20 protein-coding genes are annotated in these 22164 nt (G+C 63.5%); 8 read left to right on the forward strand and 12 right to left on the reverse strand.

The annotated features are described in order from the left end of the window. The first annotated feature begins 2 nt into the window (after nt 1-2). Together GLL_RS11630 and GLL_RS11635 are read left to right on the forward strand one after the other, a co-directional pair. Nucleotides 3-1361, forward strand: a complete 1359-nt coding sequence (locus GLL_RS11630) for a CRTAC1 family protein (RefSeq protein WP_164929676.1) — start codon at nt 3-5, stop codon at nt 1359-1361. Then, nucleotides 1358-2095: an ATP-binding cassette domain-containing protein gene (locus GLL_RS11635; protein ID WP_011142245.1), complete on the forward strand. Its 738-nt coding sequence runs from the start codon at nt 1358-1360 to the stop codon at nt 2093-2095. Before GLL_RS11630 ends, GLL_RS11635 begins: the two co-directional genes overlap by 4 nt. 231 nt (nt 2096-2326) lie before the next feature. On the opposite strand, the gene GLL_RS11640 is transcribed toward GLL_RS11635, so the two are convergent. Together GLL_RS11640 and GLL_RS23470 are read right to left on the reverse strand one after the other, a co-directional pair. Beyond that, complete coding sequence (locus GLL_RS11640; RefSeq protein WP_011142246.1) at nt 2327-3961, reverse strand: IS1634 family transposase; 1635 nt, start codon at nt 3959-3961, stop codon at nt 2327-2329. A gap of 76 nt (nt 3962-4037) precedes the next feature. Continuing rightward, nucleotides 4038-4163, reverse strand: coding sequence for a hypothetical protein (locus GLL_RS23470; protein ID WP_269446151.1), 126 nt, complete (start codon nt 4161-4163; stop codon nt 4038-4040). Nucleotides 4164-4321: 158 nt separating this feature from the next. Between GLL_RS23470 and GLL_RS11645 the strand changes: the two genes are divergently transcribed. Both GLL_RS11645 and GLL_RS11650 read left to right on the forward strand, forming a co-directional pair. Next, nucleotides 4322-4732 (forward strand): hypothetical protein, encoded by a 411-nt coding sequence (locus tag GLL_RS11645; protein WP_164928971.1) that lies wholly within the window; start codon nt 4322-4324, stop codon nt 4730-4732. Nucleotides 4733-5068: 336 nt separating this feature from the next. Continuing rightward, nucleotides 5069-5278 carry a hypothetical protein gene (locus GLL_RS11650; protein ID WP_164928972.1) on the forward strand — a complete coding sequence of 70 codons (210 nt, stop codon included), beginning with the start codon at nt 5069-5071 and terminating at the stop codon, nt 5276-5278. On the opposite strand, the gene GLL_RS11655 is transcribed toward GLL_RS11650, so the two are convergent. From GLL_RS11655 to GLL_RS23475, 4 genes are all read right to left on the reverse strand, one after another. After that, nucleotides 5275-6453, reverse strand: a complete 1179-nt coding sequence (locus GLL_RS11655) for a 1-deoxy-D-xylulose-5-phosphate reductoisomerase (protein ID WP_011142249.1) — start codon at nt 6451-6453, stop codon at nt 5275-5277. The genes GLL_RS11650 and GLL_RS11655 overlap by 4 nt on opposite strands. Nucleotides 6454-6564: 111 nt before the next feature. After that, nucleotides 6565-7776 (reverse strand): hypothetical protein, encoded by a 1212-nt coding sequence (locus tag GLL_RS11660; protein WP_164928973.1) that lies wholly within the window; start codon nt 7774-7776, stop codon nt 6565-6567. A 244-nt stretch (nt 7777-8020) separates the two neighbouring features. Continuing rightward, nucleotides 8021-8791, reverse strand: coding sequence for a hypothetical protein (locus tag GLL_RS11665; RefSeq protein ID WP_011142251.1), 771 nt, complete (start codon nt 8789-8791; stop codon nt 8021-8023). 8 nt (nt 8792-8799) lie between these two features. Beyond that, nucleotides 8800-9342, reverse strand: coding sequence for a type IV pilin protein (locus tag GLL_RS23475; protein ID WP_011142252.1), 543 nt, complete (start codon nt 9340-9342; stop codon nt 8800-8802). Between the two features lie 148 nt (nt 9343-9490). On the opposite strand from GLL_RS23475, the gene GLL_RS11675 reads away from it, so the two are divergent. The 3 genes from GLL_RS11675 to GLL_RS11685 all read left to right on the forward strand — a co-directional run bounded on the left by GLL_RS11675 (nt 9491) and on the right by GLL_RS11685 (nt 12976). After that, nucleotides 9491-11050: an AbgT family transporter gene (locus tag GLL_RS11675; protein ID WP_011142253.1), complete on the forward strand. Its 1560-nt coding sequence runs from the start codon at nt 9491-9493 to the stop codon at nt 11048-11050. A 158-nt stretch (nt 11051-11208) separates the two neighbouring features. Continuing rightward, entirely contained in the window at nt 11209-11592 is a 384-nt protein-coding gene (locus tag GLL_RS11680; RefSeq protein WP_164928974.1) for a response regulator, read from the forward strand. Between the two features lie 172 nt (nt 11593-11764). Further along, on the forward strand, nt 11765-12976 hold the full coding sequence (locus GLL_RS11685; protein ID WP_011142255.1) for a sensor histidine kinase: 1212 nt from the start codon (nt 11765-11767) through the stop codon (nt 12974-12976). 199 nt (nt 12977-13175) lie between these two features. Here GLL_RS11685 and GLL_RS11690 read toward each other — a convergent pair whose 3' ends face one another. Next, entirely contained in the window at nt 13176-13748 is a 573-nt protein-coding gene (locus GLL_RS11690) for a hypothetical protein (protein ID WP_011142256.1), read from the reverse strand. A gap of 268 nt (nt 13749-14016) precedes the next feature. Then, nucleotides 14017-15030 carry a zinc-binding alcohol dehydrogenase family protein gene (locus GLL_RS11695; protein WP_011142257.1) on the reverse strand — a complete coding sequence of 338 codons (1014 nt, stop codon included), beginning with the start codon at nt 15028-15030 and terminating at the stop codon, nt 14017-14019. Nucleotides 15031-15216: 186 nt separating this feature from the next. Here GLL_RS11695 and GLL_RS11700 point away from each other — a divergent pair, with 186 nt between their 5' ends. Continuing rightward, complete coding sequence (locus GLL_RS11700; protein ID WP_011142258.1) at nt 15217-17082, forward strand: PQQ-dependent sugar dehydrogenase; 1866 nt, start codon at nt 15217-15219, stop codon at nt 17080-17082. 10 nt (nt 17083-17092) lie between these two features. On the opposite strand, the gene GLL_RS11705 is transcribed toward GLL_RS11700, so the two are convergent. The 4 genes from GLL_RS11705 to GLL_RS11720 form a co-directional block, all read right to left on the reverse strand. Beyond that, on the reverse strand, nt 17093-18502 hold the full coding sequence (locus GLL_RS11705; protein ID WP_011142259.1) for a peptide MFS transporter: 1410 nt from the start codon (nt 18500-18502) through the stop codon (nt 17093-17095). A 224-nt stretch (nt 18503-18726) separates the two neighbouring features. Next, a complete protein-coding gene (locus GLL_RS11710; protein ID WP_011142260.1) occupies nt 18727-19470 on the reverse strand; it encodes a general stress protein in 744 nt (247 codons plus the stop codon). Nucleotides 19471-19559: 89 nt separating this feature from the next. After that, nucleotides 19560-21377: an ABC transporter ATP-binding protein gene (locus GLL_RS11715; protein ID WP_164928975.1), complete on the reverse strand. Its 1818-nt coding sequence runs from the start codon at nt 21375-21377 to the stop codon at nt 19560-19562. Nucleotides 21378-21774: 397 nt separating this feature from the next. Beyond that, nucleotides 21775-22152, reverse strand: coding sequence for a sulfite exporter TauE/SafE family protein (locus GLL_RS11720; RefSeq protein ID WP_197529991.1), 378 nt, complete (start codon nt 22150-22152; stop codon nt 21775-21777). Nucleotides 22153-22164: the final 12 nt, after the last annotated feature.

A 22164-nucleotide genomic window follows, 5' to 3' on the forward strand; every position in this document is an offset into this window, starting at 1 on the left:
TGATGTTTATCGATCACAGCGACCGGATCGCGGACAATCCCGCCCGGCTCCATTACGGGGTGGCGGTGTGCGACGTGAACGGCGACGGGGCTTTTGAAGCGTTTGTGGCCGGTTTCGGCTCGGCCAACCGGGTGCTCAAGTGGGACGGCTCCCATCTGGTCGATGTCGCGGACGCGGTACTGGCCGACCCGGAGCGGCAGGCCATCGGCGTGGCGGCGGGGGACATCGACGGGGACGGGCGCGAAGAAATCTATGTGCTCAATACCGATACCTTTGCCGGCCGCAAGCGCTTTGGCGACCGGCTGTTCGCCTGCAACCACGGTGCGTGGCGGGATCTATTCGGCGAAGCGGCGAACGCGGAGGCGCTCAATTTGACGGCGGGTCGCTCGGTAGCCGCCCTCGACCGCAAGGGCGACGGCGGCTACGGCTTTTTGGTGGCCAACTACGGCGGCCCGATGCGGCTGTACGAACTGGATAAGGAGGGTCGGCTGGTCGATGTGGCCGGGGAAGCGGGAGTGGCCCTCGTTACCGGCGGCCGGGGGCTCGTCGCCGGGCCGCTGGTGGGCGAGGGACCGGACATCTTTGCGGCTAACGAGCGGGGAGCGAACTTTTTGTTTCGCCACATCGGCGGTGGACGGTTCGCGGAAGCTGCGGACGCCTGGGGAGTGGCCGACCCGCGCGAGAACGGCCGCGGCGTGGCCGTCTTCGATGCGGGGGCGCACTTCGGACTGATCTGGGGCAACTGGGACGGCCCCCACCGGATGATGGTGCGCGAAGCGAACGCGCCGTACCGCGACGTCACTTCCAAGGCGATGATCTGCCCATCGCTGGTGCGCACGGTGATCGCGGCGGATTTTGACAACGACGGGTACGAAGAAATTTTCTTCAACAACATCGGCCAGGAAAATCGCCTCTTCGGCCGGCGCGAGGGACAGTGGATCCCCCTCGACCCGGCAGCAGCGGCAGAACCGCTGGGACTGGGCACCGGCGCGGCGGTGGCCGACTTCGACGGCGACGGTTCTTTAGAACTGCTGGTGAGCCACGGCGAATCGGACGCCCAACCGCTGACGCTATACAAAAGCCCGGCCAATGCCAACTTCTGGCTCAGGGTACTGCCGCTCACCCGCCAGGGTGCCCCGGCCCGGGGGGCGGTGGTGACGCTTGAAGCCGCAGGCCGCCGCCAACGCCGCCTCATCGACGGCGGCAGCGGCTATCTCTGCCAGATGGAACCCGTCGCCCATTTCGGCCTGGGAGCTGTCGGCCGTGTCGAGGGGGTCGAGGTGTGCTGGCCCGACGGCACCACCGCCGCCGTCGCCCATCCCGAACCGGGCCAGGTGCTGCGCGTGGCCTACCCGACATGATCGACGTTCAGGCCGTCTCCAAGCGCTACGGCCAGACGGTGGCCCTCGACCCGACCAGCATCGCGTGCGAAGCCGGCAGCACCACCGCCCTGATCGGTCCGAGCGGCTGCGGCAAATCGACGCTGCTGCGCGTCGTCGCCGGGTTGGTGATTCCCGACAGCGGCACCGTGAGCCTGGCGGGCGAGACCCTCACCGCCCAGAACAGCGAAAGGTTGCGCCAAAATCTGGGCTACGTCATCCAGGACGGGGGACTGTTTCCGCACCTGAGCGCCCGCGACAATGTGACGCTGCTTGCGCGCTATCTCAAACAATCCCCTGTGGCCATCGACCGGCGGGTGACCGAGTTGGGCGAACTGGTGCAGATTCCGGCTACGGCACTCGCACGCTTCCCGCGCCAACTTTCCGGCGGCCAGCGCCAGCGCGTCGGGTTGATGCGCGCCCTGATGAACGACCCGCCCATCGTGCTGCTCGATGAACCCCTGGGCGCTCTCGACCCGATTACCCGCAGCGAACTGCAGACCCAACTCAAAGCGATCTTCGCCGGGCTCGGCAAAACCGTGATTCTGGTCACCCACGACATGGGTGAGGCGGCCTACCTCGCGGGCCGCATCGCGTTGATGCGCGACGGCCGGATTGTCCAGCGGGGCAGTTTGCAGGCGCTGCTCGATGAGCCGGCCGAAGCCTACGTGGGCGACTTCATCCGCGCCCAGCGCTCACCTTTGCCTTCGCTGTAGGCGGTTATTTGCCTACGTACTGACTTGCCCACTCTGTCCAACCCTGATTCCGCAGGTTCGGATGTGACTTTTGAAATTTCCGCTCCTGGTCCAGTCTCCAACTCTATTCGCCCTGCACTGTCCACTCATGTGCGCCTATCAAACCACTCTGCGGCAAGCGCACTGGACAGCTTTTCTCTCCATTTTTGATAATTGTCCCTCGCTTCGCAGTGAGGTTCATGCGCTTCTCCCTCAGCCCATCAAGTAGTACTGCCCACAGGTCGGACCCAGACACTCCACGATGCGCCGACGCTCCGCGTTGAGGTTCGACACCTGCTTCACCCCTGCCACTTCCAGTAGATGCACCGCCTGAAAAACCTGAAAGATCCACCGCAGTGTCGGCGTCGCGGTGGGCTTTTTGGTCTGACTTTTGACCGTCAGCTGTGCTGCTGAGAGCGCTAAACGCAACTGCCGCTGTCCCAGACTGTAAACCAGCAGGCATAGCCCCATCACCATCGCCACCGCCTCTACCCGTTCGGGCGACTTGAGAAACACACTACTGGTGAAAAACAGTGGGTCTTTGAGAAAGCGGAAGCCTCGCTCCACTGACTGCTGGGCTTTGTACTGCGAGAGCACCTGAGCCGTAGAAAGCTGCTGCTCGTCTAACACATTCGTCGCCAGCACCAACTTGCCTGCGCTGTGCTGCTCCAGTTCGATAGCCGTCGGATTGCGCACCAGTTGTGCCGAGAGCAGCCACACGCCCGTCTTCTCGGGTTTGCTGCCCCGCGCCGGTCGCCCGGCTTTGTCATGCCGGGCTTGCTCGACGGCCCGTACTGCCCCGAGCAGATGGAACTTCAACCCGGCCGCGAACCGCTCCGCCGCTTCCAGTGCATCCGCTTCACAGGCAAAGGCCGTCTTGCACAGCGTCGTCAGTTCCTTGCCCAGTTTGCCCTCCAACTCATTGAGTTTCTTGTCCAGGGCCGCGAGGTCGCTTTTGCGCCGCTCGTCGCTTGCCACCACGACCCAGCGCTGTTGGATATCGGCGTAAGTGCTACCTACCTCGGTGACTCGGTAGCCTGGTTGGGCAGGCGCGAACTGCTCATCGCTCAGTGCGGCCAGCAGGTGTTTCACTTCGGCGAGGGTTGAGGGTACCCGGCTCAGCCAGTGCATGGCTTGCACCGCACTCAAGTTCTGAGCACTGTAAAGGTCTGAGTCCACGACAAACAGGGCATCCACGTCCCACTGTGCCCGAAAATCCTGAATTATCTGGGCAAAGATGGCCTTGTCCGCTGCGTTGCCATTACCCACCCGCAGATACAGCGGCACATCGCCATCGCCACTGGTGATCATCGACAACAAGAATTGCTTGAGGTCGGGGCGATGATCCCGGCTGTAGCCGTGGGTGATGACAATCGGCTGCGGTTCGTCTTCTGCTTGGGGGGCCACCCGTCCTTTTGGAGTGTACTCGCCGTCAACATGGAACGATGTCGAGTCTAGGTGCACACTGCCGGTCCGAACGCCGAAATGCCTGGCAGCCTTGAGGGCCAGATGTACGAAGACTTTGGTGGTGCCCTGCTCGTAGAGTTTGTCGAGTACCCGGCCGAGCCGGTCATCATTAAAGTGCTCGGGCAGCACGCCTGGACCAATCAGGTGCTCGGTGGCTTTGCCAACAAAGAACTGCTCGAACAGGTACAGCGGTGCGGAGACGAAGCCGAGGCCATTGAGGATAAGGCCCTTAAGCACCTGGCCACAGGTGACAATCTCTTGGGGGTGAATGCTCAGAAGTTGGTCGACCTCCTCGACTAGGCCAAAAGCGTCGATAATGCCGGCGACGATGCCGAGGTGGTCGAGATTCTGGACCTGAATTTCAGGAGGCGGCTGGCTCATCCAACCAAAATACTTCAGACGCTCGACCTACCTGCGGAATCCCGGGTCCAACTGGCCGGAGTCGGGACGCGGGCAATCAGCTTGTATTTGCCTGTGCCTGACCTTCAGGGGTCAGCTGGCGTTGCGCCTTGATGTTGGCCAGATTGGCCGTGTCGGTGTCGGCCTGGTTCGGGTCGGTCTGCGGGTGGCGCATGTAGAGCACGTTCCCCCCTTTTGCAGGGTCGTCACCAGTTCCTTGCCCGACAGCAGTTCCTGTTTCTGCATCGACGCAGGTTCGCTAATTATACTTACTTGCACTGTGAAGTGGCAATATTTTCCCTAGGCAGCCCAGTACCAAGCCATCCAAACTGGAGGCCAACGATGCCAGAAGAAACCAACGATCTCTTTACCGGTGCCATGGGCGAGTTTATGGCCCAGGGCGCAGGAGTCATCCCACCCGGCTACGAAGACATATACCAGCAGTCCATCGACGAGCAGCGAGGGGAGCCCCCTTCAGAGGGAATCGAGATGCCGCTTCCCGAAGAGACTTACGAGCAGCCCGACCCCGATGCCGAACCGCATCCCAACCAGATGGAAATTCTTCCGGAAGAATCGTACAGGGGGAGTTCGTCTGCGGACACTGACCTCTGGATGGCCGCAATTCCCGAGGAACTTGAGCCGCAACCTTCCGGGGACGTGCCGCCGGACAGCGAGGAAACGGAGCCCTTTGATCCCTATCCAGAAGAAGAGCAATTCGACACCGACGATCCGTTTAGCGGAGAAATCAACTAAGAATTCTTAGTTGATTTCTCGACAACGCGCGCCCGTGCAAGGGCTGGCTTGCGCGGGCGCGCGGCCTTCGGCGACGGAGCGCAGTGTGCCTCGGGGGTCAGCGTTTGCGGCAGTCTTAACTCGACTCGTAAGCCAAGGCACAATCGGCCGAACCAAGGCACCGAACTCTCACCGTGACGAGGTTCGGCAGCTGAGCGGATGTTTTATGGGATCGCGAGCCTGCGGCGATGGGGAAATGCGGCGGACAAAGCTAAAATCGGCGCAAAGAGCCTGGGCTCACAGCGGCGAACTGCCGTTAGGATATGTTTCACACTGTCTGACACCAGGTTGAACTGCATGAAGATGCAACTGGCCATCGGCGACCGCGTTCGCTGCATCGACCCCAATCCAACTCCCCCGGGCCGCCCGGCGCGCGGTTTCGGCCGCGCCCTGGTGGGCAAGACCGCGACTGTCGTCGGCTTCGGCGCCTTCGGCGGCATCACCGTTCAGGTAGACGGCTGGGAGCACACCGTCGTGGTCTCCCGGCGGGAAATCGGCAAGCTTTAAATCAGTACCCGCGCCGGCGAGCGCTCCACCAGCCAGCGCACGTGCTCGCGCGCCCAGCGATCGGCTCCGCACACATCGTCGAGATCGGGTTCGCCGGCGCTTTTGTGGGCTTCGAGGGTGGCTTCGAGCAGGCGCGACATCTCCAGAAAGCGGACTTTTTCTTGGAGAAACTGGGCGACGGCCTCTTCGTTGGCGGCGTTGAGCACCGTCGGGTAGGTGCCGCCGGCCCGCCCGGCCTGGTAGGCCAGCCGCATATTGGGGTAGCGCTCGTGGTCGGGCTCTTTGAAGGTGAGGGTGCCCACCCGGGCGAGATCCAGAGGCTTCCAGGGGGTGGCGAGGCGCTCGGGCCAACTGAGGGCATACAAGATCGGCAGGCGCATATCGGGCCAGCCGAGTTGGGCGACGACCGAAGTGTCGGCCAGTTCGACGAGCGAGTGCACGATGCTCTGGGGGTGGATGACGATCTCGATCCGGTCGTAGTCCAGCCCGAAGAGCCAGTGCGCCTCGATCACCTCCAGGCCCTTGTTCATCAAGGTGGCCGAATCGACGGTGATCTTGGCTCCCATCACCCAATTGGGGTGCTTGAGGGCGTCCGCCGTGGTCGCCTCGGCCAGCTTCTCCACCGGCCAGTCGCGAAAGGCCCCGCCCGAGGCGGTGAGCAAGATGCGCTTGAGAGCGCCCTCGGGCACCCCCTGCAGACACTGGAAGATGGCCGAGTGCTCCGAATCGACCGGCAGCAGCTTCACCCCCCGCGCGCGGATGCGCGGCATCACCACCGGTCCACCCGCCACCAGCGTCTCTTTGTTGGCGAGGGCCAGATCCCGGCCCGCATCGACGGCCGCCAGGGTGGGCATCAGCCCGGCGCAACCGACGATGCCGGTGACCACCACTTCGGCGGGAGCCTGGGAAGCGACCGTGCAGCAGCCTTTTTCGCCGACAAACATTTCGGGCATGCCGTCAAAACCCGCCAGCAAGGCCGCCAGAGCCGCACGCCTCGCCTCGCTGCCCACCGCCACCACCTGGGGCCGGAAGCGGCGGATCTGCTCGGCCAACAGTTCCATATTGCTGTGGGCGGTCATGCCGGTCACAGCAAAGCGCTCCGGGTACTCGGCGACAATATCGAGGGTCTGGGTGCCGATCGAGCCGGTGGAGCCGAGCAGAGCGATATGCTTCACAAAGATTTACCAGCAACTAACCGGTATTGTCCCGTGCGCGCGGATGACTGGCAAGCGGATGGGTATCGGGGTGCACTTACGGACACCGGACACATGAAACCCGAAACTGTATCAGCGCTTGCGATTTTTGCGCCACAGGCCGTACATCCGCTCGGCATCGGCGGCGGCCTGGGCGCGCTCCCGGGCCAGATAAATCTCGAGTGCCTGGGAAGGTCCGTACTCCAACTCTGTCCGGCGCACCGCCCGCGCTTCGTCGCGGGCCAGGTAGGCGCTGCGCCGTGTGCGGTTGGTGGTGCGCGGTGCATCCCGTCGGGTGTTGGTGACCGGGGAGGGCTCCGACTTGAGGACCACTTTTTTGCGCGCCCGGACCGGGGAGGCTGCAACCCTACGGCCGGAGCCGGTGTTGCGTTTGCGCAGCACCGGGGAGGGGCGGGCGGACCGGGCGGGTCTGGCGGCAGCCTCGCTGCGGGTCGCGTCCGTTTTTTCAGGGCGTGCGGGGCGGGACTTTGGCCCCCGAGGCGGTGGGATGGGGCGCACAAGCTCGCGCTTTTGGGCGGGGGGGTCGGCCGGTATCGGCGGCAAGGCGGGCGGCGTGTTCACCCGAGCCAGCCGTTCGGGTAGTGCGCCAGCGCTCCTGGCCTGCGGCTCGGTCGGCCGGTCCTGCCAGTAGCGCGCCGCTCCGGCACCCCCCAGCCCCAGCAGGCCCACGACCCCCACCGCCAGCCCGAGACGGGGCAAGGTCAACCGACGTCGCCCGGCCGGCGCAGGCGAGGCGGCCTCGGGTTGCAAGGAAGGCGCCGGTACCAGGGCCTCCGGCGGCGCGGGGATGTACAGGTGGACCAGATGGCCCTCCTCCAGCAGCCGGTGACCGGCGGTGCGCGCCTGCGCCGGAATCATCACCCCGGGACGCTCGGGCCGGTAGCTCCACAGGTCTGGTGCGGGCACAGCTTCGATGCGCTCAGGCAAGCAGCGGCGATCGTCGATCGCTGCCGGACCCCGCTGCAGACAGGTGAAGACGTTCTCCAGCTTCGTCGCGTCGAGGGTGTCTTCGAGGTAGTAGCACAGAAAATACGGTACATGGCCACGGCCAAATTCATCGCCGCCGTCGTCGTACAGCCACCCGAACAGCTGGTGACCGGAGCCGGCCTGGTGCAGGTAGACCGAGCGATAACCCTGCTGGGGCAGTTCATAGGGATTCCAGTGGCGCTCGACCACCTGCTCCAAAAACACCCTGCGCACCTCCGGCGGCACCCCGGCGCTGGCGAACAACTGAAAGCCCTGTCCGGCGACACTGGTGTAGACGAGTTGGCCAAAGGTGAGCATAGCGGCTCGCGCGCTCCTTTGCGTGCGGATGGTGGCTTGCAATCGCGACCGGCTGTAAATTGCCGACACTTGCGATCAGAAACAGCCTTTTCCCCTAGGAATTCACAGAAATATACAACGCTTTACATTGAATGAGCGATACCCGCCGTGAAGGCCAAACTTCCATCGAGGGCGCAAGGATGGTGCAAGTGTATCCTATAAAAATGGGAAATCCACTTGCATCCACACGCAATCGAATAGTGAGTTACGGAGCCGGTGGGCCGTTTGCCAGGGATTTGAGGTAACCGGTGGGTGGATAGAGGGAATATTGCACCCGCAGCCGACCGTCCTTGGCCGGCACAACACCGAGCGTGCGCAACTGGGCGAGAGCCGCTCGGCGGGTGGGTCCGTCACCGGCATTGGCGTAGATTTCCTGCCAAATAGTTCGTCGGGTCCAGTTGACGGCCGGTGCCGATTCGAGGTGCTTCGACAGTACCCACCATTGGTTGGCGAGGATCTGTCCGGCTGCACCGAAGCGGACGGCGGCCAGCCCCGCCGCGCGGCGCAAGCAGTTGACGGCAAGGGGATGATTACCGGAGTAAAGAAAGTGAACAAAGCCACGAAACTGCCAAAGGGCAATGCTGTCGGGGTTGTGGCGCAGGCCCCGGGCCAGAAGCCGCTCCGCCAAGTCGGGCCTGCCCATGCCGTAGGCCACCGATAGATTGGCGAGCAGATAGGCGGGCTCAAAGTGGGGATTCAGGCGGTTGATGGCATCGATAAAAGTGTAGCTATCGGTGTAGCCCAGACGTTGGCGCATCCGGTGGTCGCCCAGGTACTGCACGAAGCGCAGCCACAGCCAATCGGCGGCGAGATTGCGGTGACCGAGAGCCGGCACCGAGGACACCGGCAGCGGTGGATGGTCCGTCCGAAACGCCTGGGGAACGGCACGGTTTGCCGCGAGCCTGTTCGCCTGCAAAGCGAGCATGAGCGCGCAGCAAACCGCGCCGGCGCCTAAGGCGCGAAGCGTGTTCGCCATGGCCCGGCTTAGCGGGTCGGGTTGGCGTCGATGACGATCTTGGCGGCGGACTTGAGATAGGAAGCCGCCAGCCCGCGCACCTGGGTGCCGGCGGCGGTGGCCGCTCCGCCGTCGACGTTGATGGCAAAGTCGGTGTTGCTGTTGGCTACCGCCGTCTGGCCGCCCGCCTGGTGGGCGATGGCCCACTTGGTGCCGTCGGCGGGGGCGGCGCTCACAAAACGGGTGGCGTCGTGGCCCACTTGGATCGCAGCCTGCAGTTCGTTCAGGTCGACCCCCGTCTGGACAAGGGTGCCCCCCAGGGTATCGGCGTTGGCGGCGGGTACACCACCGGCACCCATCGTGCCGGCGGTGTAGTAGGCGCCTGTTTCGTTGAGATAAGCTTCCTGGGCGGTTTTGCCCGCGTCGATGGCGGCGGTCGCCTCGGTGGTCTTCGCTTTGCCGGTCTGGCCCAGAAAGTTGGGCAGGGCGACGGCGGCGAGGATGCCGACGATGATCACGACCACCAACAGTTCAATCAGGGTAAAGCCCCGGGGGGCGCGCTGGGATGCCATGGAAAGTACTCCGGTTGCGACAAGTTCAGGGTGCCCCGCAGCAACGTATTTCTAACGCCTGCCAAAGCGCACCCGCCAACTGTCTTTGGGTCTGCGCGCCTACAAATTTTAATGCTCTACACTTTGTAAAAATCATCCCGTCGCGCCGATGACCCGCGATCCTTCCGCCGAGCCGCCCCTTGTCGAATTACCGCCCCCACCGGGCTGGGTAGGCCGGGTGCTAAACCGCGTCGAAGCGGTAGGCAACCGCCTGCCCGACCCGCTGACACTGTTTGCGCTATTTGCCCTTGCCATGCCGGTGCTCAGTTGGCTGGCGGTCCAGAGCGGCTGGAGCGTCGTCCATCCGGTGAGCGGCAAAACCATCGAAGCGTTCAACCTGCTCACCCCCGAGGGCATCCGCCGGATGCTCACCGAGGCGATTGCAAATTTCACCGGCTTCCCGCCGTTGGGGATCGTGCTGGTGGTGCTGCTGGGCATCGGCGTGGCCGAGCGCAGCGGCCTGATCGCCGCACTGCTCACCCTGTCGGTGACGGCGGTCCCGCGCGCCTTGGTGACCCCGACGCTGGTTTTCACCGGGGTGAACGCCTCGGTCGCGGCGGACGCCGGGTTCGTGGTGCTCATTCCCCTGGGGGCGGTGCTGTACCTCGGGCTTGGCCGCCACCCGCTCGCGGGGCTCTGTGCCGCCTTCGCCGGGGTCTCCGGCGGCTTCTCGGCCAATTTGCTCATCACCTCGCTCGATCCGCTACTCGCCGGATTCACCCAGTCGGCGGCCCAGCTGTTTGATCCGGCCTACCAGGTGGCGCCGACGGCCAACTACTACTTCATGGCCGCCTCGGTCTTTTTGCTCACCGGCCTGGGCTGGTTTGTCACCGAGCGGATCGTCGAGCCGCGCCTGGGGGTGTGGCAACGCCCGACCGGCTTTCCCGACCCACCGAGCGCGGATCTGAGCGCCCGCGAGCGCCGGGCCGCCTGGATTGCCCTGGTGAGTTTCGTTGTGATCCTGGCGGTGTTCGCCTGGCAGGGACTGGCGCCAGGAGGGCTGCTCAACGGCGAAAACGGCGATCTGAAGCCCCTATTTCAGTCGCTCATTCCGATTATTGCGATTGCTTTTTTGGTGCCGGGTCTTATCTACGGCGCACTCACCGGCAGCATCCGCGACGATCGGGCGGTGGCTGCGATGATGGCCGAGACGATGGCGACGATGGGTGCCTACATCGTGCTCGCCTTCGCCGCCGCCCAATTTATCGCCTATTTCAACTGGTCGAATCTGGGGATTATGGTCGCCATCGCCGGGGCGAATTTTCTCAAAGGCATCGGTCTGACCGGCATTGCGCTGCTGCTGCTGTTTATTCTGTTTGCCGCCCTGTTGGACCTGTTCATCGCCTCGGCTTCTGCGAAGTGGGCGGTGATGGCCCCGATCTTCGTGCCGATGCTGATGGGTCTGGGCTACAGCCCCGAACTCACCCAGGCGGCCTACCGGGTGGCCGATTCGTTTACCAATGTGATTGCCCCGCTACTGCCCTATTTCCCGCTCATCGTCGTCTTCGCGCGCAAGTACGAACCCGATCTGCGCCTAGGATCGCTGCTTGCCGCGATGCTTCCGTACTCGATCGCCTTTGGCCTCGGCTGGTCGGGATTGTTCGTGCTCTGGTACCTGTTCAACCTGCCCCTCGGACCGGGGGCACCGCTACTGTACGTTCCCCGATGAGGCCTATTGCATCCGGTTCGCCCGTCACTTCTTCTAACCAAGCACGCTTGACTTTTGCAACGCAATCGGCCATGTTCACCCCGAATCTCCTTCGCAAAGCCGACGCGGAGGGCACCCCCTGTCCAGTTACCGTGTCCACATATACTGTTTTGTGCCCCATGAGTTGCCGCAATCCCCGGGTTCTCGTCGTCGACGATCAGCCCGACAACGTGATGTTCCTGATGCTGGCCCTGGAGATGGAGGGTCTGGAAGTGGTGGCTGCGGGCGGCGGCCGGGAGTGCCTGGAATTGGTGCACCGGCAGGCCCCGCAGCTGCTGGTGCTCGATGTGATGATGCCGGACCTCGACGGAAGGCAGGTGCTGGCCCGGTTGCGCTCGGACCCTGAATTGCCGCACTTCCCGGTGATGATGCTGACCGCCGACCGCTCGCCGTTGGAGTCGTACTCGCCCAGGCCGGACCGGCTCCTGCACAAACCCGTGGCCCTCGATGAACTGACGGCGGCGGTGCGCGAGTTGCTGCACGCCGCCGGCCGGCCTTCGTAGGCGACTGGGGGCGGCACCGTTGCCGAACCGCTGCGATTATCCGCAGGACTTGCGGATGCAAAGGCCGTTGGTCCTCTACAATCGTGAGCATTCACGGGTGCTTGGAAGGTGCTGGGGGCGGAAGTGATTCGTCGGAACCGGTTCCTTCCACTCCACTATTGACTCGCCAGCCATGGACTTCAGCAAACTACTTGCAGACCGGAGCGATGCGATCATCGAGCAGTGGATCGCGGCCGTCCGCTCCGACCGCCGGATCAGCAGCGACGACGGACTGCCCTACTCCGCCGTGCGCAACAGTTTGCCCGATGTGCTCAGGGCAATGGTCACCGTCCTTTCCCAGACGGAGAAGAGCGACACCGGACTGCTGGTGAGCAAAAGCCTGGTGCACGGTTCCCTGCGGGCCAGCCAGGGTTTCAACCCCGCTGAAATTGCCCAGGAGTATCGGTTGCTGCGCCGGGTGATCTTCACGGTCCTGGATGGGGAAATGACGCGCGGTTCAATAACCGGGGTGGTGCGGGCCGTCCATCTGATCAACGAGGTGGTGGACGAGGCGATCGCTTCTTGCTTCCAAAGCTACGTGGATGAGCGCCTGCGCGAACTGGCGCAACTGCAAAGCCAGTTGTTGCTCACCAATCAAGAACTTGGCCGGTTGGTGCGCGCCCACCAGGACAATCTCTCGGTGCTGGCCCACGAGTTGAAGACTCCCCTCAATTCGATCATCGGCTATGCAAATCTCTTTTTGCGCACCGGCCGTACCCGCACGGACATCGGGGACACCCTGCCCGACTTCGAACACATCGAGCGGGTGGTGCGCAACGGCACCCGGCTGCTGCACCTGATCAACGATGCGCTGGAGTTTTCGCGCTCGGAGGCCGGGCAGACCCGGTTGCACCTGGAGGCGGTCGCGCTGCGCCCGACAGTCGAAGAAGTGGTCGAGACGATCCGGCCGCTGGCCGCAGCGCAGGGTTTGGAAGTTTCGCTCGATTGCGGGTTGGCCCCCCAGACCGTAGCGAGCGACAGCATGCGCCTGCAACAAATCCTCACCAACCTGCTCAGCAATGCCGTGCGCTACACCCCGAGCGGTTCTGTACGGGTGGAGTGCAAGGCTGTGGACGACAGACACTGGTCGGTCGCCGTGAGCGACACTGGTCTGGGCATCGCCCCCGAAGATCAACCCCACATCTTCGAGCCCTACTCGCGTTTCAGCTGCAACGAGCGCAGCCGGACCGAAGGCACCGGGCTCGGGCTTGCGATCGTCTCCCAACTGGTGAACCTGCTGCAGGGCAAAATCGCGCTGGTCTCTGAACCCGGTGTCGGCTCGACATTCACTGTGACCTTCCCTGTGCAAGTCCAATCTCTCACAGCCCAGAACACACCGATTTGAGCATAGGTAGCTGAGCTGCAGCAGCCAGCCGAACTGTCCGGCGCAGGAAAACCCACTCACTTCAGAGCATGAAGTGAGCGGATATCCTTGCGCCGGTCGGCAAAAGCGACGGCTTCGCCAATGGTCAAGCGAAACGCCTGGCCGCCGCATCGCCTCCGGTTTTACTGGCTCTGCTCAACTGAGGTTGAAAGGGCAGACCCTACAACTGGGCGCACTGGTCTTCTTTGTTGCCCTGGACGACATTCTCCCCGCCGACCGGGGCAGGGTTGTTCTCTTTGCACTGCAGGTTTCCGTCGATGTTGTTGGCGGTAATCGTGAGGCCGCCGTTGTTCTGGAAAGCCTGGAGATTTCCCCCGATGGTGTTTTTGTAGGCGATCAGACTTTTGGAGTTGCTGTCGAACAACAGATCCCCTGCAATCTGGACGCTGTCGATCCGGGCCGCACCGCCCTGGACGATCTGGATGCTGCCGCCGACGGTGGAGCGCGGTAGGACGTTGACCCGGGCGGCGTTTTCAGCCTGGACGTTGCCCTTGACCTGCACCTTGCTCGCTTTGAGCGTGGCGTTCGCTTCGACGTAGATGGTCCCCTCGACGCGGGTGCCGTTGAGGGTGCAGGTGGCGCCCTGGGGTACCCGGAGGTTGTCCACGGTGGTGGCGCCGAGGGAGCCGGTGCAGGTCGTCTCCTCGGCGCGGGCCGGGGCGATGGCCGCGAGATTGGCAACGGTCAAAGCCGCGAGGGCAAGGCCGATCGCCCGCTTTTGTGGGTAATGCATGAATGCGTGCTCCTTTTAGAAAAAGTTGTGCGAACGGAACAGAGTGCTCCTGCCGAATCGGCAAAAACACTCGCTTTGCGATGGTCTGGTGACTGGAATGCCTTCCGGTGCCGCTTCGAGCGGACTGAAAGCCCAGCGGGACAGGCCGGGCAAATCCGACTCGCCGTCACCGGGGGCCAAAACCCTATGGGTAACTTCGGTAGTTTATGTTACCCAATGCGCTCCGTCCATCGGCCCAAAGTTTGGAGCGTGAGCCCCGCGCCGTCGCTCAAAATCCTTCCAAAACGATCTTGCCTTTGGCCTGACCGCTCTCGATCAGGGCATGGGCCTTGCGCAGGTTTTCAGCGCAAATCCGTCCGAAATGCTCGCCCACGGTGGTCTGGATCACCCCGGCCTCCACCATTTGGGCCACCTCGTCCAACAGACGGTGCTGTTCGATGAGGTCGGCGGTCGTGAAAAGTGAGCGGGTGAACATCAATTCCCAGTGCAGCGACAGGCTCTTGCGCTTGAGCAGCGTCACATCGAGCGGCCCGGGATCGTCGATAAGAGCGAGCCTGCCCTGGGGCGCGAGCGCTTCGACCAGCTGGGCGTAGTGCGTGTCGGTCTGCGTCAGGCTCGCCACATAGGACACTTGCGGGATGCCGAGGCGCTGCAGTTGTTCAACCAGGGGTCTGGAGTGGTCGATGACGTGGTGGGCACCCAGATCCTGGACCCACTTTCGGGTTTCGGGCCGCGAGGCGGTGCCGATCACCGTGATCCCGGTCAACTGCCGCGCCAGTTGGGTGAGGATCGAACCTACCCCCCCGGCAGCCCCGACAATGAGCAGCGTCTCGCCCCGCCCGGTCCTGTCCCGGGCCACTTGCAGGCGATCGAACAGCAACTCCCAGGCGGTGATCGTCGTGAGCGGCAAAGCGGCGGCCCGGGCAAAATCGAGGCTCGCAGGCTTGCGGCCCACGATGCGCTCATCGACGGTGTGCAGTTCGCTGTTGGTGCCGGGGCGGACGATCGAGCCCGCATACCATACCGCATCGCCCGGTCGAAACAAACTCACCTCGGGCCCCACCGCGCGCACGACGCCGCTCGCATCCCAACCGAGCACCTTGATCTGGCCCTCCGGCGGCGCGGTGCCGCGGCGCACCTTCGTATCCACCGGATTGACGGAGATAGCCTTGACCTCGACGAGCAGATCGCGCCCGGCCACTGCCGGTTCCGGCAAATCGACATCGAGCAGCGCGTTCGGGTCGTCCACCGGCAGCGGCTGTCTGTAGCCCACGGCTTTCATAAACAACTCCTCAAAAAATTGTGGTCACTGATCGATTTTGACGGAAGCACCGATCGCACTACAGATGATCGATAATTCGAAGCCAACGGCTCCACGCTCAATCTGAAGGCTGATGGAAAAGCCCGCCGCGTTCTGCACCGTAGTGGCAAGCCCCGGATTTCCCTCCCACCGGCAACAGCAACAACCATGGACATCAACCACCGCATAGCGTCGATTCAGCTTGGCAGTGCCTGTGCTCTGATACTGCTCGGCGGTTCGCCCGCCCTTGCCCAGATCCCGGCCGGTTTTCAGCAAAGCCTGGTAAGCAGCGGTCTTGACGGCCCAACAGCGATGGAATTTGCCCCCGACGGCCGGCTGTTCGTCTGTGAAAAAGGGGGTGCCCTACGGGTGGCGGCGAACGGCAGCCTGCTGCAGGAGCCATTTTTAACCGTGGACGCTGCCACTGAGAGCGAGCGGGGACTGTTGGGGATTGCCTTCGATCCCGCCTTTGCCTCCAACCGGTACCTTTACGTCTACTACACCCGCGCGGCGGAGCCGATCAAAAACCGGATCAGCCGATTCACCGCCAGCGTTGCCAATCCGAACGTGGCCGAGCCGGGCAGCGAACTGGTCATCCTTGACAACATCGCCTCCGACGCCGGCAACCACAACGGCGGGGCCATCCACTTCGGGACCGACGGCAAACTGTACGCGGGCGTGGGCGACGGCGGGGCCAGTTCCAGCAACTCCCAATCGCTCTCGAACCTCTCGGGCAAACTGCTGCGCGTCGATCCGGGCGCTTACCCGAACATCGTCCCGCCGGACAACCCCTTCGTGGGCACCAGTGGGGCACGCGGTGAAATCTGGGCTCTGGGGCTGCGCAACCCGTTTACCTTCGCTGTCCAGCCGGGCACGGGCACCATCTTCATCAACGACGTCGGTTCAAACGCCTGGGAGGAAGTCAACCGTGCGGCCAAAGGCGGCAATTACGGCTGGCCCGCAGTGGAAGGGAACGCGGATGATCCCGATTTTATCGATCCCGTCTACAGCTACCCACGCGGCAGCAGCGCCTCGATCGCCGGCGGGGCATTCTATCAGGCCACCCAGTTTCCGGGGGCCTACACCGGCAACTACTTTTTTGCCGATTACATCCAGGGCTTCCTCCGCCGTTTGCTACCCGCCGACTACACCCAGGTGCGCGAGTTCGCCGGGGGGCTAGACGGCGTGGTCGATCTCAAAGTCGGCCCCGACGGGCAGTTGTACTGGCTGTCGATCAATAGCGGCGAGGTGTACAAAATCGGCGCGCTGCCCATCCGGGGCGATTTCAACGCTGATCGCACCTCTGAAATTCTCTGGCGGTTACCTGAGACGGGGGCCAATCTTCTCTGGCTGATGAGCGGCACCACCCAGACCGGCGTCGCCTATCTGCCGGCGGTGGCTGATCCCAACTGGCAGATCGGGGGCACGGGCGATTTTGACGGCGACGGCAAGACCGATATACTTTGGCGCAACAGCGCGACCGGCGCCAATACCCTCTGGCGGATGAACGGCACGGTGTTTGCAGGAAGTGTTTCCCTGCCGCCGATGGGCGACAGGAACTGGAGCATCGTCGGCAGCGGCGATTTTAGTGGCGACGGCAAGAGTGATATTCTCTGGCGCAATGCACTCAGCGGGGCCAACAGTGTCTGGACGATGAACGGCACAGTCTACACCGGTGCGGTCGCGCTGCCGGCGGTGGCCGGTCCCGACTGGCAGGTGGTGGGGACCGGCCACTTCGACGGCGGCGGCAAACTGGACATCGTCTGGCGCAACCGGGCCACCGGCGCCAATACCGTCTGGCTCATGAACGGCACCACTTTTGCCAAATCGCTTTCCCTACCGAGCGTCGGGGATACCCGCTGGGAAATAGGCGGGGTAGGCGATTACAACAACGACGCCGCCCCCGACCTGGTCTGGCGCAACATCGCCACCGGCGAGAATGCCGTCTGGCTGATGAACGGAACAGTGTTTCTCTCCCGCCAATCCCTGCCGCTCGTCGCCGACGCCCGCTGGCAGGTGCGCGGCCCGCGCTGAATGTCTGCCGTCAGGCTTTTTTCTGGGCAATCGAAGCGCCCACGGCCTTTTTGACCGGGCCGCTCAGCAGCCACATCGCCCCGCCCGCGGCAAAGCACATACAGGCCATACCCAGGAAGAACGTCTCCTTGGGTATGCGCTCGATGTAAGTCCCCAGAAAGCCGCCCAGGTAGTTGCCCGCGAAAATCGCCAAAAACCACATGCCCATCAGCAGCGAGACCATCCGCGCCGGGGCGACCTTGGTCACCAGCGACAGACCGATGGGCGAAAGGTACAACTCCGACACCGTCAGCAGCGTAAAAAAAGCAAGCAGCCACCAGATGCTGGTCGTGCCGGTCTGGGCGTACTCGCGCGCCCCGCCCACCATCACCAGAAAGGCCAGCCCGAGGAGCATGCAGCTGAAGACCATCTTGGCGATGGTCGAAAGTTCTTTGCCGCGGCCGGCCTGCCAGGCCCACAGGCCGACGATCACCGGGGTCAGGGTGAAGATCAAAAACGGGTTGATGGACTGCACCCAGGTGGCCGGAAACACCCAACCGTTGCCGAACAGCTCGCGGTTGGTAAATTTGTCCGCCCAAAAGGCGATCGTGTTGCCGCTTTGCTCGTAGGCCGCCCACCAGAAGACGTTGATGACGCACAGGGCTACCAGCGCCAGGATGCCGCTGCGTTCGGTGGAATCGAGGGGGATTTTCTCGGTGTGGTTGGCGCGGGTCTGGGCGAGCTGGTCCGGCGCCAGATAGCGCTGACCGAACAGGTAAACCATCAGTCCAATCACCATGCCGACGCCTGCGGCGCTAAATCCGTAGTGCCAACCCACCGTCTCGCCCAGGGTGCCGCACACCAGCGGCGCTGCGAACGCCCCCAGGTTAATGCCGACGTAAAAAATGCTGAAGGCCTGGTCGCGGCGCGGGTCACCCGGCGGGTACAGCCCGCCCACCTGGGTGGAAATATTCGGCTTAAAAGCGCCGTTACCGAGGATGATCAGCCCCAGGGCCGGGAAGAACAAACTCTCGAAGGCCATCAAAAAGTGGCCCATCGCCATCAGCACGCCGCCAATCACCACCGTGCGGCGCTGTCCCCAGACCTGATCGGCCAGGTAGCCGCCCAACAGGGGCGTCAGGTACACCAGCGCCGTGTAGATGCCGTAAATTTGCGAGGCGAACGCCTGGGCGGCGAGCGGCCCGAATACCCCCTCCAGCGCACCGCGCACCGCGCCGTAGCCCAGCACACCGGCTGCGACCCCCGGCTTCTCGAGATAGTTGATCATGTACAGCACCAGCAGGGCGCGCATCCCGTAGTACGAGAAGCGCTCCCACATCTCGGTGAAAAACAGCACATATAAACCGACCGGATGGCCGAAAAACGTCCTTGAAGAGGCCGGACCGGCGGTGAGGGGGATTTCGGCTTGGAAATTGCTCATGGGTTAACCGGATTGAAAGCGGCAAGAAGTGGGCCGGGGGCGCCCGCCGCATTGCTGTGGGGGGCCAGCGATTTTTCAATTTCCTACCATACTCGCAATCGCTTTCAACTGAGTAGGTGCGCCAATGCACAATTCTTCGCCCGCCATGGCAAAAGCCGGGAGCTTGCGCCCCCGGCCAGTCTTTCTAGACGCGTCGAGCAATTGCTCGACGCTTCACGGTTTTGTTACTTGCGGTCGCGCAGATCGGCCGAGCGGTCGTTGATGTCGGCCTGGCGCTGCTTGGCATCACCCTCGATCACATTGGTCGGGTCGTTGGTGACGCGACCCAGGGTCTCCTGGGCCGAACCCTGCACGCGGGTGCCCAGGTTGCCGGCGCGCTCGCTGAGGGTGGGACGGTTGCGGTAGCGCGCTTCGTCGTAGCTGCCGGCCGGAGCGTCGTAGACGCCGTAGTCGCGGATGCCCTGGCCGTTGAGGATGCGCTCGGCTTCGTTGATCTCTTCGGCGGGGCCGTCGATTACCACCAAGTAGTCGCCGCGGGTCACCGCCGCGTTATACACTTCGGCGCGCTCCTTGGGAATGCCGAGACCGACGAGGGCACCCACCAGGCCGCCCGCCGCCGCACCGATGGCGCCGCCCGCCAGGGTGGTGGCGAGAGCGGTGCCCAGGGCACCTGCGGTGATCACCGGGCCGATGCCCGGGATGGCCAGCGCGCCGATACCGACCAGCAAGCCGGTCAGCCCGCCCACGGCCGCCCCGGTGGTCGCCCCGGTGGCCGCCCCTTCGCCGGCACGGTTGCCGACTTCGTCTTTAACCTCGGCACCGGCAATATCGCCACTTTCTTCGTGCTTGCTGATCACGGAGACGTCGTCCATGTCAAAACCGGCATCGCGCAGCCGATAGAGGGCTTGCTCGGCCTGGGCACGATTGGAGAAAGTCCCTACAGCGCGACGGATATGTGTGTCAGCCATGTTCTTATGCCTGTCTCGATTGGGATCATCTGCAATCTAAAAAGTATCGCCCGTCTGCGCCTCCTCCCTGCGACAGGAAAATCCGCTTCTCATTCTCGGTAGCCCTCTGCCTGAAGGGTGAACAGCTCGGCATAGCGCCCGTTGCGGGCGGCAAGTTCGCGGTGGGTTCCCTGCTCGCCGACCCGGCCCCCCTCCAGCACGACGATGCGGTCGGCGGTCAGCACCGTCGAGAAGCGGTGCGAGATCAAAAGGGCCATTTTCCCCTGGCGCAGCTCCCGGAATTTGCTGAACACTTCGTGCTCGGCGCGCGCGTCGAGGGCGGCGGTGGGCTCGTCGAGCACCAGCACCGGCGCGTCGCGCATGTAGGCCCGGGCGAGGGCGATTTTTTGCCACTGGCCGCCGGAGAGCTCCTGGCCTTCGCGGAACCATTTGCCGAGCATCGTGTCGTAGCCGCGCGCGAGGCCGGTGATGAGCGCGTCCGCCCCGCCCCGCCCCGCCGCCGCTTCGATGCGCTCGAAATCCGTGAGGGCGTCCACCCGGCCGTAGCCGATGTTGTCGCGGGCGGTGGCATGAAAGCGCACAAAGTCTTGAAAGACCACCCCCACCAGTTTGCGCAGCTGCTCGGGTTCGTACTCGGCCAGATCCCGGCCTTCGAGGAGGATGCGTCCGCCGGTCGGTTCGTACAGGCGGGTGAGCAACTTGACCAGCGTCGTCTTGCCGGAGCCGTTTTCGCCCACCAGCGCCACCGTCTCGCCGGGCCGGATTTCGAAGCTCACACCGCTCAGCACCTCGCGCTCGGAACCCGGGTAGCGAAAAGAGACATTTTCGAAGCGGATGCCCTGCTCGATGCGCTCGGGTACCGGCCGAGGTGCGGCGGCCACGGCCCTGCGGGGCTCGAGATCCAGAAACCTGAACAAATCGTCGATAAACAGCGCATTTTGATAAACGCGCGCCCCGCTCTCGCTGAGCGACTGCAACTGGTTGTTGAGCTGCAGCACCGCCCCGGCATAAAGGGTCAGATCGCCGATGGTCAGAAGCCGCCGAAGCGCCATCCAGATCAAGTATCCGTAAAGTCCCGCGTAGCAGACGGCGTTGAAGACGCTGCTTCCTACCCGCGCCGCCCCTTTGCGCAGGGCCAGATCGACCGTCTCGCGGTGCACCTTTGTAAACAGGTTGCGAAAACTTTCGATAAAGTACGGCCCCAGGTTGAACAGTTTGATTTCCTTGGCGGCCTGGTCGGTGCCCATCAGCGTCTTGATATAGCTCATCTGGCGGGCCTCCGGGGTGCGCGCCCGCACAAGCAGGTAACCCATGCGCACGAAGCGCACCGTCGTGACCAGCAGCGGCACCGAGGCGAGCACCAACACCGGCAGCACGAACGCTCCCAGGCGGGCGAGCAGGACCACCAGCGCCCCCATCGAGACGACGCTCTGGGTAATCGACAGGCTCTGAATCAGCAGACCCAGGGGCCGGTAGCCCGCCTCGCGCTGGGCGCGCTGCAGCGCGTCGTAGAACTTCGAATCCTCGAAGTAGGCCAGTTCGAGCGCGTCTGCCTTGTGCAAGATCCGCTCGTTGATCTGGAAGGTCAGTTTTTCGCCGAAGACCTCCTGGAGGATCGATCCGGCCGTCTGAACGGCGGCGGAGAGCACCAGCAGCCCCAGTTCCAGACCCACCAATCCGAGCGCCCGGCTGGTGAAGATTTCACCGTCCGGCCGCGCGGAGGCGGCCACCACCGTGTCGATGATCAGCTTGCCGACGTAGAGTTGCACGGCAGGTAACACTCCGCCTACCAGCGTGAGCAGGAGTAGACCGACGCAGGCGAGCGGGCCGCTCTGCCAGACCAGTTCCAGAACGCGGCGCAGGCGGACGAACATCGATAAACCGAACCGGGTGGATGAGATCTCCATTGTCGCCACCTGTCCACCCCTTCGGCAGCCGCCCATTTGTCCGGGTGGCTCGTCCTCGGCCACATTGCCCGAGTCCCACGCGCAGCTGTATCGGCCGGAAGTCTACGGTCGGGACGGCAGCGACCGGGTGACGATCCGTGAGCGATCCCCAGGCTGCAGTCAAAGTTTGATCGTCACGCCATAGAATCAATACCGTCTTCCCCTGAAACTGAACGTCTACATCGATGGAGTTGCCCTTGCCCAATCGAATGCGAAGGTGACCGTCGAGATCCTCGTACTCCCAACTGCACGAAAACATCCGCGACTGCTGCCAGGAAGCGGGCATCCAAGTTTTTGCCCCGGGTTACGAGGCGGATCCCAACGAATTTGGCCCGGCTGCCGGTAAGTTGAACTGAATTTATTCGGTCGTCAGATAGCGCAGGGCGATCACGATCAAGAACACCCCGAAGGCGCGCTTGACGACGATATCCGGCAAACCCAAAGTCAATTTGGCGCCAAAATACGAACCGACGAACAGCCCCGCCACCAATAACAGCGCCGCCGGGATGTTCACCTGGCCGTTTTTGTAGTACTCAAGCACGCCAAACAACCCAAAAGGCAGCAGCAGCGCCGCAAGCGAAGTGCCGGTGGCCAGCTTGGTGCTGAAGCCGATCAAAAACATCATCGCCGGCACCATGATCGCCCCGCCGCCGATGCCGAACATACCGGCCAGCACCCCGGCCACCAGCCCCAGGCTCAGCAGCGAGGCGATCTGCACCGTGCCCAAACTACCCAAGCGCCACCCCCA

Source organism: Gloeobacter violaceus PCC 7421 (assembly GCF_000011385.1).
Lineage (GTDB): Bacteria > Cyanobacteriota > Cyanobacteriia > Gloeobacterales > Gloeobacteraceae > Gloeobacter > Gloeobacter violaceus.